The following is a 14,297-nucleotide window of genomic DNA, read 5'->3' on the forward strand; positions in this document are numbered from 1 at the left end:
GATTACGACCTTCCGCCGAAGGTGGGTGTAGTACCGTCCAGACTGGTGTCCAGGCAATTGAACGGGCATTCGAACACCAAGGGGGTGTGCATTGTTCGGGCGGACCACATCGCGAGCCGGGCACGGCCATTCCACCGACGCCGAGCCACCCGCGCAGCCACGCACAGCGGGCGCGGTGCTGCGCCGCAACTTCGCCGACACGGTGCTGTCGGCGCTGGCCACCTTCGGCCGCGCCCTGCGCATGGGCACCTCGGCCGTTCGGATCGGTGCGAACGATGCCGTGCGCCTGCGGTTTCCGGTGCACGAGGCCTTGGAACAGGCCTGGTTCCTGGTGAAGGTGACCGCGATTCCGGCCGTGCTGATGGCCGTGCCGTTCGGGGTGATCCTGTCCACCCAGGTCGGCAATATCGTCTCCCAACTCGGCGCCGACTCGATGATCGGCGCCGCGGGCGGGTTGGGGGTGATCAAACAGGGCGCGCCGATGGCCGCGGGCATTCTGCTCGGTGGGGCGGGCGCCGCCGCGATCGCCGCCGACCTCGGTGCGCGCACCGTGCGCGAGGAGGTCGACGCCATGCGCGTGATGGGCGTGGATCCGGTACAGCGCCTGGTCGTTCCGCGCATCGCCGCCATGATGCTGATCGCACCGCTGCTCGACGTGCTCATCATCGTCGTCGGGATCGCCGCCGGATACGGCGTAGCGGTCACGGCCCTCGACGTGACGCCGGGCAGTTATTGGGACTCCTTCGGCGCGTTCACCACCTCGCTCGATGTGTGGGTGTCGCTGGTGAAGTCGCTGATGTTCGGGTTTCTCGTGGTGGTGATCGCCTGTCAGCGCGGGCTGGAGGCGCGGGGTGGACCACGCGGGGTGGCCGACGGTGTCAACGCGGCGGTGGTGATGTCGGTCGCGGCGATCACTGTGCTCAATACCGTTGTCACCCAGGTGGTCACGGTCTTCGTTCCACTGCGGGCCGCCTGATGACCGCGAGCCCGTATCTGCCGTTCGGAGTGCGCTGGATCGGCCGGCTGCGCCGCCGCATCGGCCCGGTACGCCCCGTGGAGTCGCTCGGGTTCGTGATCGGGTTCTGCTGGCAGGTGCTGTCGTCGGTGCCGTACACCCTCGCGCACTACCGGCGCCAGACACTCACCGCGATCACCGATATGACCTGGGGGCGTGGTTCGGTGATCGTCGGCGGCGGGGTGGTGCCGCTGATGTTGCTGATGGGCGCGGCGATGGGTGCCTCCATCGGCATCGAGGCCCATCACGCCCTCGACGCGCTGGCACTCGGTCAGCTCAGCGGGCTCATCTCCGCGTTCGGGGTGACGCGGGAGCTGGCACCGATCGCGGCCGGGGTGGGTTTCGCCGCGCAGGCGGGCTGCCGGATGACGGCGGAGATCGGGTCGATGCGGATCTCGGAGGAGATCGACGCGCTCGAATCGATGGGGATCCGGTCGGTGCCGTTCGTGGTGACCACCCGGGTGTTGGCCGGGATCATCGCGGTGGCACCGGCTTTCGTGGTGGCCCTGATCCTGAGCTATCTGTCGTGCCAGCTGATCGTGACATCGATCCACGATGTGCCGACCGGCACCTACGACCACTACTTCGACCAGTTCGTCCTCGGCTGGGATGTGTTCGCCGCGACCGTGAAGGTGGTGGTGTTCGCCGTCGCGGTGGTCCTGATCCATTGCTACCAGGGTTATTTCGCGGTCGGCGGGCCCGAAGGTGTCGGTATCGGTTCGGGGCGGGCCATCCGCGCCAGCCTGGTGGCGATCATCGCGCTCGACATGGTGGCCACCGTCGTCCTGTGGGGCTGGCGCTCCCCGATCACGTTCACGGGGTGACGCGGATGCCTCCGTACACACTTCCCGGGACCGAGGTGGGGCCGTTGCGTGCCCGCGTCCTCGGTATCTGCGCGATCCTGGTCGCGCTGGCGAGCACGCTGGCCTGGCAGGTGTGGCCGGAATCTCTTGCCGCCGAGCAGATCCGGGTGACGTTGCGGACCGAGCGGGTCGGTGCGGGCATCGCCCCCGGCACCGATGTCCGTCTCGACGGGGTGCGGGTCGGCACGGTCGAGGCCATCACGCCGGCCGGGCGGGGGCGCGAACACCTCACCCTGGTGCTCGACCGGCCGCAGTTGTTCGGGCTCACCGACACCGCCGATGTCGAGTTCGCGCCCGGCAATCTGTTCGGCATCAGCGCGCTGAATCTCGTCGCGCGGCCCGGTGGCACCGAGCTCGGGAACGGTTCCTCGGTCGACCTCGACGACGGACGCGTCCGCGACGCCACACTGGCGGCGCTGCTGCGCTCGACCGGCGGACTCGTCGAGCAGGTACTCACCCCGAAACTGGCCGAGCTGCTGCACACCATCGCGGGCGACCTGCGTGCGTTCACCCCGCTGCTGGAGGCACTCGGCGCCACTCTGCGCGCCTACGCCGACACCCGCGAACTGCCGCCGTCGGAACTGGCGAGTTCCTTCGGTTCGGTGCTGGCAGGTATGCCGCCGATGCTGACCGGCGCCGTCGACGTGCTCGAAGCCGCCTACACCAACGAGTACCTGCGCTCACCGGCGAACATCGCACGATTCGGGCAGTTCTGGGGCGATATGCAATACCAGCTCCTACCCGCCGTCACCGCGCTGATGACCACCGCGCGAACACATTTCGGCGACATGATGCCGATGGCCACGCTGCTGCTCGACGAGGTGACCGCAACCATGGGTCCACCGGGACGATCGGCGGATCAGCTCACCACGCTGCTCGAACGCCTCGGCGCCGCGTTCCGGGACACGCCCGACGGCCCCGTGCTCCGGGTTTCGGTCGAACTCGACACCGTGCCCGGTCTGGCCGGGCCGCTGGCCGCCCTGCTGCCGAACGGAGGCCGCTGATGAGAACTCGCGGGCTCGCCGTGCGGGTGGCGATCGCACTGACGCTCACCGCCGTCGCGCTGGCCGGGATCTTCCGGTTGATCGAGCGACCGGTGCGCGGCGACACCGAGTCCTTCACCGCGCTGTTCACCGATGCCAACGGATTGCGCACGGGCGACGATGTGCGGTTGCACGGGGTCACGGTCGGCAAGGTGTCGGGGATCGAGCTCGACGGCGCCCTGGCTCGCGTCCGGTTCACCGTGCTGCGTGCGCACCCGGTCGACACCGCCGCCACGATCGCCGTCCGGTACCAGAACCTCACCGGCTTCCGCTATCTCGAGATCGTCGCGCCGCAGCGGCCGAGCACTCCGCGCGCGCCCGAGCAGGTGTTCGGGACCGCCGAAACCGTTCCCTCGTTCGACATCACCACGCTGTTCAAGGGTTTGCAGCCCGTGCTCGCGCAGCTGTCCACCGAGGAGATCAACCGGTTCACCACCAGTCTGCTCGCCGTGATCCAAGGTGACGGCGCCGGTCTGGGTCCCGCGCTCGACGCGGTCGACACCCTCAGCCGCTACGCCTCCGACCGGCAGGTCGTGCTGTCGACGCTGGTGCGCAATCTGGCCGTGATCGCGGAGCGCCTGGGCGGTAAGTCGGCGCAGGCGGTGCGGATGCTGACCAACCTCACGGGCTTGTTCACCGCCATCGCCGAGAAGCTGCCGGGTCTGGTCGATTTCTCCGTCGCCATTCCCCCGGTGCTGCAACCGATCCGGTCGATGCTGACCGCGGCGGGCATCACCGGTGACGAGGGCAGCGATCTGGACCTGGTGTTGCGCAATGCTTTTCCCGACCCACAGGTGGCGGCCGAGGTCTTCGCCGGGCTGCCGGGGCTGCTCCGGACCATGGCGGCCACCGTGCCCGCGAACGGGCGGGTAGGCACGTGCACCCATGGGGTCGCGGAGGCGCCGGAGCCGTTGCGCGTGCTGTTCGACGGGCAGGGGGTGACGCTGTGCCGCACCCGATGACACGACTGCGGGCCTTGTTCGGCCGGCCCACCGACAAGAGGGCCGGTGACCTGCGCTGGGGGCTGGCCGGGGTGTGCGGTGCCGTGCTGCTCATGATCGTGCTGGGAGTGGTCGCGGTGGTGGGGACGGATGCCGAGCGGGTGTACCACGCCGAACTGGCCGACGCGGGTGCGCTGCGCGAAGGCGACGAAGTACGGATCGCGGGGATCGGTGTCGGCCGGGTACGGACCCTGGACCTGCTGGCGGATCGGGTGCGGATGACGTTCACCGTGCGCGAGGACGTCGCCGTCGGCGATCAGACGATCCTGGAGATCCGCATGCTGACGGTGGTCGGCGGCTACTACGTCGCCCTGCGACCGGCGGGCACCGCTCCCCTCGGTTCGGCCGTGATCCCTCGGGAGCGAGTGATCCTGCCCTACAACCTCACCGAGGTCTTCCAGGACGCGGTGCGACCCGTGCGCGAGATCGACGGCGCGGTGCTGCGACAGAACCTGGCCGCCCTGTCCACCTCGTTCGACGACAGTCCCGACGCTTTCCGCGCGGCGCTGCGGGCAGCCGGTGACCTCGTGGCAGTGCTGAACACCCAGAACGCCGACATCTCCCGCGCGCTCGCCTTCGCCGACGAGTACCTCACCGCGCTGAACGGGAGTTCACAGGTGCTCGCCCAATTGGTGCGCAACCTGCACACCCTGGAAACGCTGGTGCAGACCAACAAGGCCATCGTGAGCCAGGCTCTGGGCGACCTGTCCGATGTGCTGCGCAAGGCGTCCCCGCTCGGCCGGGCCTGGGACCGCGACCTGCGGGCCCGTGCGCAACCGCTCGCCGACGCCGTCGCGAGTCTGGAAAACCTCGGCACACACCTGGGTTCGCTCTTCGAAGCACTGGTGGCGCTGGAACAGCGATTGACGCCGCTGCTCGCCGGTGGCGACGGCGTGAGCGTCGACCATTCGGCGGTGACGATCGTGCCGGAGCGTATCTGTGTGCCGGTGTTGGGAGGTGGGTGCTGATGGTGACCCGCCTGCTCGGTTCGCGCGGGTTCATGTCCACGGCGGTGGTGCTTGTCGTCGTCCTCGCGGGCGCGGCGGCACTACAGCTGTCACGACCCGCGCCGCCGGTGCACACCTACTGCGCGGACATGCCCGACAGCATCGGGCTCTACCGGGGCAGCTCCGTCACCGTGCTCGGCATCCCGGTCGGTGAGGTCGCCGGCATCGAGCCACACGGCGCCTCGGCGCGTGTGCGGTTCACGGTGCGCGCCGATCGCCGGCTGCCCCTGGATGTGGGCGCGGTGACCGTGAGCGACACCCTGGTCGCCGATCGCCATCTCGCTCTCGTCGGCGACGAACCGGCTACCGGCGGCTGGGAGCCGGGCACGTGCATCACCAGAACACTGACACCGCTGAGTCTTTCGGAAACTTTCGACGCGCTCGCCGGGCTGGCCGACGAACTGAACGCCGCCGACGATCCCGCGCAGCGCACCGCTCTCGGCTCGGGGTTGTCGGCGCTCGATCGGGCGACCGCGGGCACCGGCGACGACATCAACGCGGTCCTGCACCAGCTCGGCCGGGCACTGGCCGCCCCCGATGCCGCGATCGGGCATCTCGGCAGTCTCATCGATGCCCTCACCGAGCTGGTACGACACGCCCGCAACGGGTGGGACACCGTGCGGGCGATGACGATCGAACTGCCGCGGACGTTCAACGACATCGTCACCATCGCTTTTCCGCCGATCATCGACATCGTCACCTACCTGATCCAGGTCCTGCCCCAGCTCAACGACGTGATGATGATGATCGGCACCCCGGCGGTCCGTGCGCTCGACAAGATCGCCGACCTGCCCGCACTGCTGACGGCGGGATTCGGCTCGGTTGCCGAGGTCATCGAGCTCACCCCCGCCCTCGCCGCCGGCTTCGCCGCGAGTATCGATCCGGACAGTGGACGGCCGACCGTCGGGTATGCGCCGCCGAGGTTGGCTGTCCCCCAAGCAGATTCTCCACACCTATGCGCCGCGATCCAGGTCGTGACCGGTCAGCCTTGTGCTCTCGGGCCGGACGGTACGGTCACCGTGCCCACGATCGCGGCCCTGCTCGCGGGGGTGAGCGCGCGATGACGACGATGAACAGCCTTGCCCGGCATCGGGAAGTAGTCCGCTCCACGCTGCCCACATGCCGGGTGCGATACCTGCTTTCGATCAGGGGGCGCGGCCGACTCCGCCACCTGTTCCTGATTGTCGTAGTGGCCTGCACCCTGCTCGGATGCGCGTCGACTCTGCCGGGCACCGGCGAACCCACCTATCGGCTGCGCATCGAATTCGCCAGTGTCCTCAACCTGCCGCAGGGCGCGAAGGTGATCGCCGACGGTGTCCGGGTGGGCAAGCTCTCGTCGGTCGCCCTCAGCGAAAACGGCCATGCCACAGCGGAAGTCGAGATAGACGACACGGTTCGGCTGCCGGTGGGCACCACGGCCGAGCTGCGCCAGAACACCCCACTGGGCGACGTGCACATCGCGCTCACCGAACCGCGCGAATCCACCACCGGCACGCTGGGACCTGGCGCGACGATCCCGCTGGCCGACACCGCCCGCGCCCCGGCCATCGAGGATATTCTCGCCACGCTGTCGGTGTTCATCGGCACCGGCGCGGTCACCGATCTGCAGGACATCGTCACCACGATGAACGGGGTGCTGCCCGCCGATCCGCGCGACACCGCCCGCCTCTCCGAAACCCTCGGGACAGACCTGTCGGACCTGGCCGACCACCTCGACTCGGTCGACGCGGTCCTCGACGGTCTCGGTGCCACCCTCGACGACGGCGTCCTCGACAACGCCCCGGTGCTGGCCGAGCTGCTCACGCCCTACGGCGTCACCCAGACCACCGATGCGATCAACGCCCAGATCGGCGTCATCTTCGTCCTCACCGCGCTCGGCCCGGTCGCGCCGAGCGCCGCCTGGCTCGGGCCGCTGCTCGGTTCGCTCGACGCCACGACCGCCGCGGTGGTGCCGATGCTGTTCGGCAGCAGGCCACTCGACACTTCGTCACCGTCGAACCTGAAGACGCTGGTCGACCTGATCCACACCAAGGTGCTGCCCTTCGCCCAGCGCGGGCCGAAGGTCGACGTGGTCGACATCGGGGTCACGGGGGCGATGGGTACCGACGAGCAGACCGCGCGCATCGTCGATCTGCTGCGGATGATCGGAGCCGTCCGATGAATACCCGTGCCGCACTGTCGCTGTCGGCCATCGCGGCCGTGCTGGTCCTCGGCGTCGCGTACATGACGTTCGGGGTACTGAACATCGACCCGCGCCGCGACTACCTCGCCGTCGAGCTGGAACTGAGCACCTCGGGTGGGCTCGGTCCCGGCGCGCCGGTGCTGCTGAACGGGATCGCGGTGGGCCGGGCCGAGTCGGTGCGCAAGCAGGCGAGCGGGGTGCTCGTGGCCTTGCGGATCGACGAGCGGTACCCGATTCCCGTGTCGAGCCGGATCCGCGTGGAACAGCTCTCGGCACTCGGCGAGCCCTACATCGGTTTCGACCCCATCGACGACGCCGGGCCGTATCTCACCGACGGACAACACATTCCGGCGCACCGGGTGCCCGCGCCGATGACCATCACCACCCTGTCCACCCGGCTGATCGACCTGCTCGATCAGATCCGCCCCGAGGTGATGGCAGGCCTGGTCGACACCTTCGACCGCGCCCTCGCCGACACCGAGGCGACCATGCAGACCCTGCGCCGCTCCACCACGTTGCTGGCGGCGACGCTGCTCAGCCGCACCGATCGGCTGCGTCAGCTGTTCGCCGACCTGCAATTCCTCGGCGCCGATATCGACTGGATGGGGCCGTCACTCAGCACAGCGGGCCCGCTGTTCGGCGAGTTCGGCGTCACCCTCAGTGCCATCGTGCAGTCCGGGTCGGCGCTGGTCGACAGCCGCCCGGTCGCCGACTACTTCTCCGGCAGCGGGGTGCTGGTGTTCGTACGCGAACTCGAGGCCCTGCTCGCGAAGATCGGGCCGAGCGCCGCGGCCTTGGGCCCGATGCTGCAACCGGTGGTGCGCGACGCGGTGGCCACCGCACCCGATCTCGACCTCGGCGCCCTGCTCGACCAGGCCCTGCACGGCCTCGGCGACGACACGGTGCATCTGCGCATCGGCATCAAATAGGCACGAAAGGACCGGCACCCCATGACCGTTGACCTCGAGACCCGCCAGAACACCCCGGCCACCGGCGAACCCCGGCCACGTACCGTGTCGATCCGGCTGTCGAGCGTGCTCACCGGGTGCGCCGTCGCAGTTCTCGCGGTCGCGACCGCCACCTTCGGGATGCTGTATCTGTCCGCGCGCACCACCATCGCCGACCACGACCGGCGCGCCGCCGAGGATCGCCGGGTCGAACAGGTCGCCCTCGACTACGCGCTCGGGGCATCGACCATCGACTACCGCGACGCCAAGGCGTGGCTGGCCCGGCTCAAAACCGGGACCACACCGCAGCTTTCGGGCAAGTTCGACGCGACAGCACCGCAACTCGAGCAGATCCTGCTGCCGCTGCAGTGGACCTCGACGGCGACACCCTTGTCGGCAGGCGTCGTGTCCGAATCCGGCGGAGTGTACAAGGTCAACGCCTATCTCACCGTCAACTCCACCAGCGTGCAGAATCCCACCGGCACCCTCACCACCGTGGCCTATTCGCTCACGGTCGACCGCAATGCGGACTGGCGGATCGCCGATGTCGGTGGGCTGCAGAACGCCCTGCCGCTCAAGTGACCTATCTCGCCCGCACCGACATCGGCAGCGTAGCGAAGCCGCGCACGCTCACCGAGTGCACCCGTTCGGCGGCGGCGGTGTCGATCTCGTAGCCGCGGATGGAGGCGGCGATCTGCCCGAGGCCGATATTGGCCTCCATCCGCGCCAGGTGCGCGCCGAGGCAGAAGTGCACGCCGAGACCGAAGCTCAGCAGGGTCTGGGAGCTGTCGCGGCCGATACGGTACTCGGCGGCGTCGTCGAAGACGTCCTCGTCGCGGTTGGCGGAGCCGAGCAGCAACAGCACCCGCTCCCCCGCCGCGATGGTGTGTTCACCGAATTCGACATCCGCGAGGACACGGCGCACCAGGATCTGGGTCGAATTGTCGTAGCGCAGCGTCTCTTCGGTCCAGTCCGGCACGAGCGACGGGTCGGCCAGTGGTTTGGCGACCTCGTCGGGGAAGCGTGAACCCCAGTACATGGCGTTGCCGAGCAGTTTGGTCGTCGTCTCGTTGCCCGCGACGACCATCAGGATCAGGAAGCCGATGATCTCGGCGTCGGACAGGCGGGTGGTGCCCGCGTCGCCGTCGGTGATCTCGGCGTCCATCAGTACCGACACCAGGTCTTCACCGGGGTTCTTGCGGCGCCCTTCGAGCAGGTCGCGGTAGTAACCGGTGAGTTCGAGATAGGCCATGATCGCGCCCTGCGGCACGTCGAGCACGCCTTCCTCCCGGTGCAGCAGCAGATCCGACTGGGTGCGCAGGTGGGCGCGGTCCGATTCGGGGACGCCGAGCATCTCCGAGACCACGTCCATCGGCAGCAGCCCGGCGAAGTCGCGGATGTAGTCGAACTCGCCCAGTTGCAGGCACCGATCCCAGTGGCTGCGGGTGAGTTCGGCGATCCGTTCGCTCAGGTCCGCGAGCCTGCGCGGGGTGAAACCCTTGGACACCAGTTTGCGGATGCGCGCGTGCTTGGGGTCGTCCATCGCCAGGAACGACATGGACCGGTGCGCTTCGGGACCGTAGGCGGTGGGGTCGAGCGAGACACCCCAGCTGTTGGACAGGCGTGCGCTGTCGCGCAGCGCCGCCCGCACATCGCGGTGCCGCGACAGCGCCCAGAAGTCCATCGACGCGTTGCGGTACACCGGTGCCTCCGCCCGCAGCCGGGCGTAGGTGGGGTACGGGTCCTCGTGGAAGGCGTAGTCGTACGGGTCGAACGGGATCGAGGTCTCCATGTCAACGGTCACTGCGCACTCCAGTTGAATCTACGACGGTCAACGGCAACGGGATTCCACGATCGGCGAAGGTGAAGGCGGCACCGGTGCTGATCCTGGTCAGCGCCACCTCCACCGCCTCGACGGCCGGCTCCTCGGCACGCACGACATCGACGACGAGTTCGGTGTCGGTCACCTTCGAGGTGTGGCAGGTGTAGTGCGGGTCCACCCCGCGCACCAGCGCGTCGAGTGGCGCGAGATGGTCGGGGTCGAGCAGGGCGGGCCACACACCGTCGGTGATCGCACCGCACCCGCGCTCGAGCACGAGACGCACTCCGGCACCGGACTTTTCGACTCTCGCGCCGACGTACTGCCGTGGATTGAGCGCCGGATGCAGGTCGAGCACGCGCGCCAGCGACTCTGGGTCACCACCCAGGCCCAAGGCCGATCTGATCCGCTCCGCGGCCACCCCCGCCACACCGGCGAACTGCTTGCGCCCGATCTCCGCCGCACGCTGCGCGTCGACCCGTTCGCGAATCGCGACGAGGAAACCGGCGACCAGCAGGTGCTGCTGCAGCGCGACCTCCTCGGCGATGCGGATCAGCGCCGACCGCGAGAAGTCGGCGAACCGCAGATCGCTCAGCAACGGGCCACGGTAGTCGGCGGTGCCGTCGTCGGCGGGGTCGATCGGCGACAACGCCACCGTCGCCGCGACGGACCCGGCCACCTGCCCCGCATTGCGCGGAATCGGCGGCGGTTCGTTGGCCGGATCGATACTCACCCGCCACGCGCACACCGGCTTGCGGTCGGCGGGCGCACGCGGCGGGCGGTGGATCGGGCGGACCTGGGCGTGCGGATTGGTGGCCAGGGCGGTCGCGTCGAAGGTCGGGTCCTCGATGTCGTGACACATGGCCCGCACGAACTGGTCGCCGAGCGGTTCCACATCGGCCAGCGCGCCACAGTGGTCGAGCCAGAACTCGCCGTGATCGTGATCGTCGACGCGGAAGCGGAAGTCGAGAAACTGTGGCGGGGCGCCGATATCGAGTTGCAGGCCTTTGAAGATCGTCTCGACGCTGTCACCTGCGAAGCCGAGCGCGGCCTGCATCCGCCGGGTGTACACGGGACTGGCGACCTGCCACTCGTCGATGGCGACCTCGGTCATGCCCTCGCGACCGAACGCGCCGATCGTGTGCGGCATACCCGACCGGTCGATCAGGTGACCGCACAGCAGCAGTTCCGGGACGAGCGTGGCCAGTTGCGCGCGCGACAGCCCGGCGTAGGACCGTCGCGAATCCGGTGTCACCACAGCGGAACCGGCGCTTTCCCGATCGGGTACCACCCCGGCAGCGGCTGCTCGGTCGTCGCCTTCTTGATGCGGGTGAGCATGCCGGGAGTCATCGCCTTGTTCGTCATCATCTCCATGAACAGGGCGCCGACGTTGCCGTAGTCGAAGAAGTCGCGCTGCCAGGACCATTGGAAGTCGCCGCCGTAACGGAACCAGCTGCCACCGATGCCCTGCACCTGATAGTTGCTGCCGTCCGGGCGGGTCGCGCTCGAGGTCTGCTTCCAGAAGCCGACCACGTCACCGGTCTTCTCGTCGATCACCACGTGCTGGTAGGGATAGGTCCAGCCGTCCAGGCCGTCCATCTCCTGGCCGACCGCGATCTCGCGGATCTCCTCGCGACCCACCGCCATGAACTCGTGGTTCGGTCCGTAGTTCCAGCCGTAGGTGGCGTCCTCGGTGTACATGTCGGCCAGCGGCCGCCAGTCGCCTTCGGCCTCACAGCGCTTGTTCGCGTCCAGCCAGCGCTGGACCATCTCTTCCAGTTCGCCGCGCGAAAAACCGGTCATGTCATTCTCCTTCGTCGTCGGCCGTGCTGTCGTCCACGATCGACAGCGCCCGCGTGGGGCAGTAGGTCACCGCGTCGGCGACGGCCGCGTGCTGCGCGCTCGACGGCCGTTCGACGAGGATTTCGACCTTCCCGCGTTTGGGCACCGTGAACACCTCCGGCGCTTCCTCCTGGCACGCGGCGTGCCCCTGACACAGATCCAGATCAACGACGATGCGTCTGCTCATCTCGTCGCCCGCCTTCCCCTGTCGCCCAGGTGTTCTCAGCTTCGAGACACCGAGCTGGACACCTGTCTGGACAGTATCATCGACGCGCGCGGACAGCAATGGTCCATCGGTGTGCGTGAAGGGGTGCGGAAGGTGGAGTTACGACTCGTCGGCCGCGGTGCCGGGCGAGTAGGGCGAACCGAAACCGGAGTTCCAGGCGAAATCACCGCTGTCGGCGGTGGTCACCCGGAGCGCGGCGGCGGCCAGCGGCGTGTTGTCTCCGGTGAGCCGGGTGATGGCGCGCTCGAGGGCGGGCACGATGTCGGTGATGTCGAGATCGCCGTGCGCGAAGCGGGCGAGCAAGGCGAAGACCATGTTCGACAGGACGAGCGCGAGATCGGCGGCGTAGTCCTTGTCGAGGGTGGCGAACATCGGGGCGACCACGGGCAGGATGGCGGCGAAGCCCTGGTTGTCGAGGCGCTGGCCGCCGGGACCCGACCTGGCGTGATGGTAGGCGGCCAGCATCCGTGGATGACGCTCCCACGGTTCGAATACGTAGCGGATCACCCGGATGAGCACTTCGGCGAGCGACTCCCCCGGGCGCGGCGGCTCGAGTTCGGTGTAGGTGTTGGTGGCCATCCATTGCGCGACGGCGGCGAGGACGAGCTCGTCGCGAGTGGCGTAGAGCTTGTAGACGGTGCTCAGCGACGCGTGGGCGAGCCGGGCGACGGTGCGCAACTGCACCGCCTCATACCCTTCGGTCTCGAGCAGCGTGAGGGTCACCTCGGTGATCCTGCGCGCCGGATCGCCTTCGCCCCTTCGTGCCACCCGGACAGGGTAGTGCACGGAGCTCAGATGCGAGTCCCGATGTCTTCGGCGACCACGGTGTCCATGGCCCGTTCGGCCACGGCGGCGATGGTCATGGACGGATTACACGCGGCGGCGCTGCCCGGCAGCAATGCGCCGTCGAGTACGTACAGCCCCGGCTGGCCGTGTACGCGGCCGTTCAGGTCGCACACCGCACCCATATTGGCCCCGCCGAGCGGATGCCAGGTGGAGGGGAACAGGGTGTTGGTGTCGAGCAGTGTGGCGCCCGGGCCCGCGATGCGCGCGACCGTCGGTCCGATGTGGTTGTCCTGAATGGTCCGGTCGCCGTCGGCGGGCCAGCGCAGTACGGCCTCGTCGCGTGCGGCATCGTAGGTGAAGGCGCCACGGCTGTCGCTCACGCCGTAGCCGACGAGCATCGTGCTGCCCGCGTCGAAGGACACGGGCGGGATGGACGCCTGGATCACCGTGTGCGCGGTGTGCGGGTCGCCCCAGTTCTTGCTGCCGTAGACCACCGGACCACCCTGTGCCGCACCGAAATTCGCGGCCGGATCGCGCCAGACGTAGATGCGGTCGGCGTTGGTTCCCCAGCCTCGGCCGAGGTCGTCGGGCAGGTCCGGGATCAGTCCCTTGGCGCCGGCACGGACCAGCAGACGGGTGGTGTTGAGGCTGCCCGCGGCCATGATGAGCGCGCCGGTGGAAAGGATCTTGTGCTCGACGACGGCGCCCGTGGTGTCGAGCCGTCGCACGTGCACGATCCAGCGGCCGTCGGCCGCGCGCTCGACGTCGGTGACCTCGTGCAGCGTTTCCACCCGGCAGTTGCCGGTGGCCTCGGCGGCGGCGATATAGGTGACGTCGACGGAATGCTTGCCGCCGTTGTTGACTCCCATCGCGCCGTCGCCGTTGGTGTAAGAGGCCTTCATCTCCCCGCGCAGTTCGGCGAGGGCGAAGTTCCAGTCGATGGGCATCGGGATCTTCGACAGCGGCAGCCCGGCCTGGCGCACCCGTTCGGCGAAAATCCGCGCGACACGGTAGTTCTCGGTGTTCACCAACTCGTCGGGTGCCTCGGCGAGGCCGAGTATCGCCGCCACCCTCGGGTAGTGGACCCGGTTCATCCGCGCCCAATCCAGTTCCGGCGGGAAGTGCGCCTCGAACACGTCCTGGGCGGGCTGCAGCGACATGCCCTGATAGACCAGCGAACCGCCGCCGACACCGGCGGCGCACAGGGCGGTCATGTTCTCACCGGCCACCGCCTCGACCAACCCGGCATAGGGCTCGACGAGCAGCGGACGCCCGAACAGGTTCGGGCTCGACCGGCACCACAGCATCCGCTTGTCCGGCGCGGACGCGCGCGGGAAGGTTTCGGCGTTCGGGCCGGTCGGCCAGCGCAGCCCGCGTTCGAGCACGGTGACCGGCACGCCCGCCTGCGCCAGCCGCAGAGCGCTGACACCGCCACCGAATCCGGAGCCGATGACGACGACCCGATGGTCCTCACGGGTCAGGGGAATGGTGCCGGTGCGCACCGGGATCGGCGCGGCGAGGCCCGGGCGGGCGCCGAGCAGCATGCCGCCCAGCGCCGCCCCGGCC

15 protein-coding genes are annotated in these 14,297 nt (G+C 68.9%); 9 read left to right on the forward strand and 6 right to left on the reverse strand.

Features of this window, described 5'->3' with window-relative positions:
* Window positions 1-241: 241 nt before the first annotated feature.
* Genes HYG95_RS01975 through HYG95_RS02015 form a run of 9 tightly spaced genes read left to right on the forward strand, consistent with a single transcriptional unit; the run spans window position 242 to window position 8,640 of the window.
* Window positions 242-976, forward strand: coding sequence for an ABC transporter permease (locus HYG95_RS01975; RefSeq protein WP_312032647.1), 735 nt, complete (start codon window positions 242-244; stop codon window positions 974-976).
* Window positions 976-1,839: an ABC transporter permease gene (locus HYG95_RS01980; RefSeq protein ID WP_181696282.1), complete on the forward strand. Its 864-nt coding sequence runs from the start codon at window positions 976-978 to the stop codon at window positions 1,837-1,839. The genes HYG95_RS01975 and HYG95_RS01980 overlap by 1 nt, the downstream gene beginning before the upstream one ends.
* A gap of 5 nt (window positions 1,840-1,844) precedes the next feature.
* A complete protein-coding gene (locus HYG95_RS01985; protein ID WP_181696283.1) occupies window positions 1,845-2,882 on the forward strand; it encodes an MlaD family protein in 1,038 nt (345 codons plus the stop codon).
* Entirely contained in the window at window positions 2,882-3,883 is a 1,002-nt protein-coding gene (locus tag HYG95_RS01990) for an MlaD family protein (protein ID WP_181696284.1), read from the forward strand. The genes HYG95_RS01985 and HYG95_RS01990 overlap by 1 nt, the downstream gene beginning before the upstream one ends.
* A complete protein-coding gene (locus HYG95_RS01995; RefSeq protein ID WP_181696285.1) occupies window positions 3,880-4,890 on the forward strand; it encodes an MlaD family protein in 1,011 nt (336 codons plus the stop codon). The genes HYG95_RS01990 and HYG95_RS01995 overlap by 4 nt, the downstream gene beginning before the upstream one ends.
* Window positions 4,890-5,993 (forward strand): MlaD family protein, encoded by a 1,104-nt coding sequence (locus tag HYG95_RS02000; protein WP_220138922.1) that lies wholly within the window; start codon window positions 4,890-4,892, stop codon window positions 5,991-5,993. Before HYG95_RS01995 ends, HYG95_RS02000 begins: the two co-directional genes overlap by 1 nt.
* Window positions 5,990-7,090, forward strand: coding sequence for an MlaD family protein (locus HYG95_RS02005; RefSeq protein ID WP_255494926.1), 1,101 nt, complete (start codon window positions 5,990-5,992; stop codon window positions 7,088-7,090). Before HYG95_RS02000 ends, HYG95_RS02005 begins: the two co-directional genes overlap by 4 nt.
* Window positions 7,087-8,040, forward strand: a complete 954-nt coding sequence (locus tag HYG95_RS02010) for an MlaD family protein (RefSeq protein WP_181696287.1) — start codon at window positions 7,087-7,089, stop codon at window positions 8,038-8,040. The genes HYG95_RS02005 and HYG95_RS02010 overlap by 4 nt, the downstream gene beginning before the upstream one ends.
* Before the next feature lie 21 nt (window positions 8,041-8,061).
* Window positions 8,062-8,640 (forward strand): hypothetical protein, encoded by a 579-nt coding sequence (locus HYG95_RS02015; RefSeq protein WP_255494927.1) that lies wholly within the window; start codon window positions 8,062-8,064, stop codon window positions 8,638-8,640.
* Between the two features lies 1 nt (window position 8,641).
* Here the strand turns inward: HYG95_RS02015 and HYG95_RS02020 are convergent, their stop codons facing one another.
* From HYG95_RS02020 to HYG95_RS02045, 6 genes are all read right to left on the reverse strand, one after another.
* Complete coding sequence (locus HYG95_RS02020) at window positions 8,642-9,850, reverse strand: cytochrome P450 (protein ID WP_181696480.1); 1,209 nt, start codon at window positions 9,848-9,850, stop codon at window positions 8,642-8,644.
* Window position 9,851: 1 nt separating this feature from the next.
* Window positions 9,852-11,135 (reverse strand): hypothetical protein, encoded by a 1,284-nt coding sequence (locus HYG95_RS02025; RefSeq protein WP_181696288.1) that lies wholly within the window; start codon window positions 11,133-11,135, stop codon window positions 9,852-9,854.
* The gene (locus HYG95_RS02030; protein WP_181696289.1) at window positions 11,129-11,680 is read right to left on the reverse strand and encodes a nuclear transport factor 2 family protein; all 552 of its coding nucleotides are present in this window, start codon (window positions 11,678-11,680) and stop codon (window positions 11,129-11,131) included. The genes HYG95_RS02025 and HYG95_RS02030 overlap by 7 nt, the downstream gene beginning before the upstream one ends.
* A gap of 1 nt (window position 11,681) precedes the next feature.
* Window positions 11,682-11,906 carry a ferredoxin gene (locus HYG95_RS02035; protein WP_181696290.1) on the reverse strand — a complete coding sequence of 75 codons (225 nt, stop codon included), beginning with the start codon at window positions 11,904-11,906 and terminating at the stop codon, window positions 11,682-11,684.
* A 138-nt stretch (window positions 11,907-12,044) separates the two neighbouring features.
* On the reverse strand, window positions 12,045-12,713 hold the full coding sequence (locus HYG95_RS02040; protein WP_181696291.1) for a TetR family transcriptional regulator: 669 nt from the start codon (window positions 12,711-12,713) through the stop codon (window positions 12,045-12,047).
* Between the two features lie 23 nt (window positions 12,714-12,736).
* Window positions 12,737-14,275 (reverse strand): GMC oxidoreductase, encoded by a 1,539-nt coding sequence (locus tag HYG95_RS02045; RefSeq protein ID WP_255494956.1) that lies wholly within the window; start codon window positions 14,273-14,275, stop codon window positions 12,737-12,739.
* Window positions 14,276-14,297: the final 22 nt, after the last annotated feature.

This window comes from Nocardia sp. GTS18, assembly GCF_013839555.1.
Taxonomy (GTDB): Bacteria; Actinomycetota; Actinomycetes; order Mycobacteriales; family Mycobacteriaceae; genus Nocardia; species Nocardia rosealba.

What these genes read in the sequence shown, in the direction of transcription:
- HYG95_RS01985 (WP_181696283.1), top strand. Translation starts at nt 1,845, where the DNA reads ATGCCTCCGTACACACTTCCCGGGACCGAGGTGGGGCCGTTGCGTGCC.
- HYG95_RS01990 (WP_181696284.1), top strand. Translation starts at nt 2,882, where the DNA reads ATGAGAACTCGCGGGCTCGCCGTGCGGGTGGCGATCGCACTGACGCTC.
- HYG95_RS02005 (WP_255494926.1), top strand. Translation starts at nt 5,990, where the DNA reads ATGACGACGATGAACAGCCTTGCCCGGCATCGGGAAGTAGTCCGCTCC.
- HYG95_RS02020 (WP_181696480.1), bottom strand. Translation starts at nt 9,850, where the DNA reads ATGGAGACCTCGATCCCGTTCGACCCGTACGACTACGCCTTCCACGAG.
- HYG95_RS02030 (WP_181696289.1), bottom strand. Translation starts at nt 11,680, where the DNA reads ATGACCGGTTTTTCGCGCGGCGAACTGGAAGAGATGGTCCAGCGCTGG.
- HYG95_RS01975 (WP_312032647.1), top strand. Translation starts at nt 242, where the DNA reads ATGGGCACCTCGGCCGTTCGGATCGGTGCGAACGATGCCGTGCGCCTG.
- HYG95_RS02000 (WP_220138922.1), top strand. Translation starts at nt 4,890, where the DNA reads ATGGTGACCCGCCTGCTCGGTTCGCGCGGGTTCATGTCCACGGCGGTG.
- HYG95_RS01980 (WP_181696282.1), top strand. Translation starts at nt 976, where the DNA reads ATGACCGCGAGCCCGTATCTGCCGTTCGGAGTGCGCTGGATCGGCCGG.
- HYG95_RS02035 (WP_181696290.1), bottom strand. Translation starts at nt 11,906, where the DNA reads ATGAGCAGACGCATCGTCGTTGATCTGGATCTGTGTCAGGGGCACGCC.
- HYG95_RS02045 (WP_255494956.1), bottom strand. Translation starts at nt 14,275, where the DNA reads ATGCTGCTCGGCGCCCGCCCGGGCCTCGCCGCGCCGATCCCGGTGCGC.
- HYG95_RS02015 (WP_255494927.1), top strand. Translation starts at nt 8,062, where the DNA reads ATGACCGTTGACCTCGAGACCCGCCAGAACACCCCGGCCACCGGCGAA.
- HYG95_RS01995 (WP_181696285.1), top strand. Translation starts at nt 3,880, where the DNA reads ATGACACGACTGCGGGCCTTGTTCGGCCGGCCCACCGACAAGAGGGCC.
- HYG95_RS02010 (WP_181696287.1), top strand. Translation starts at nt 7,087, where the DNA reads ATGAATACCCGTGCCGCACTGTCGCTGTCGGCCATCGCGGCCGTGCTG.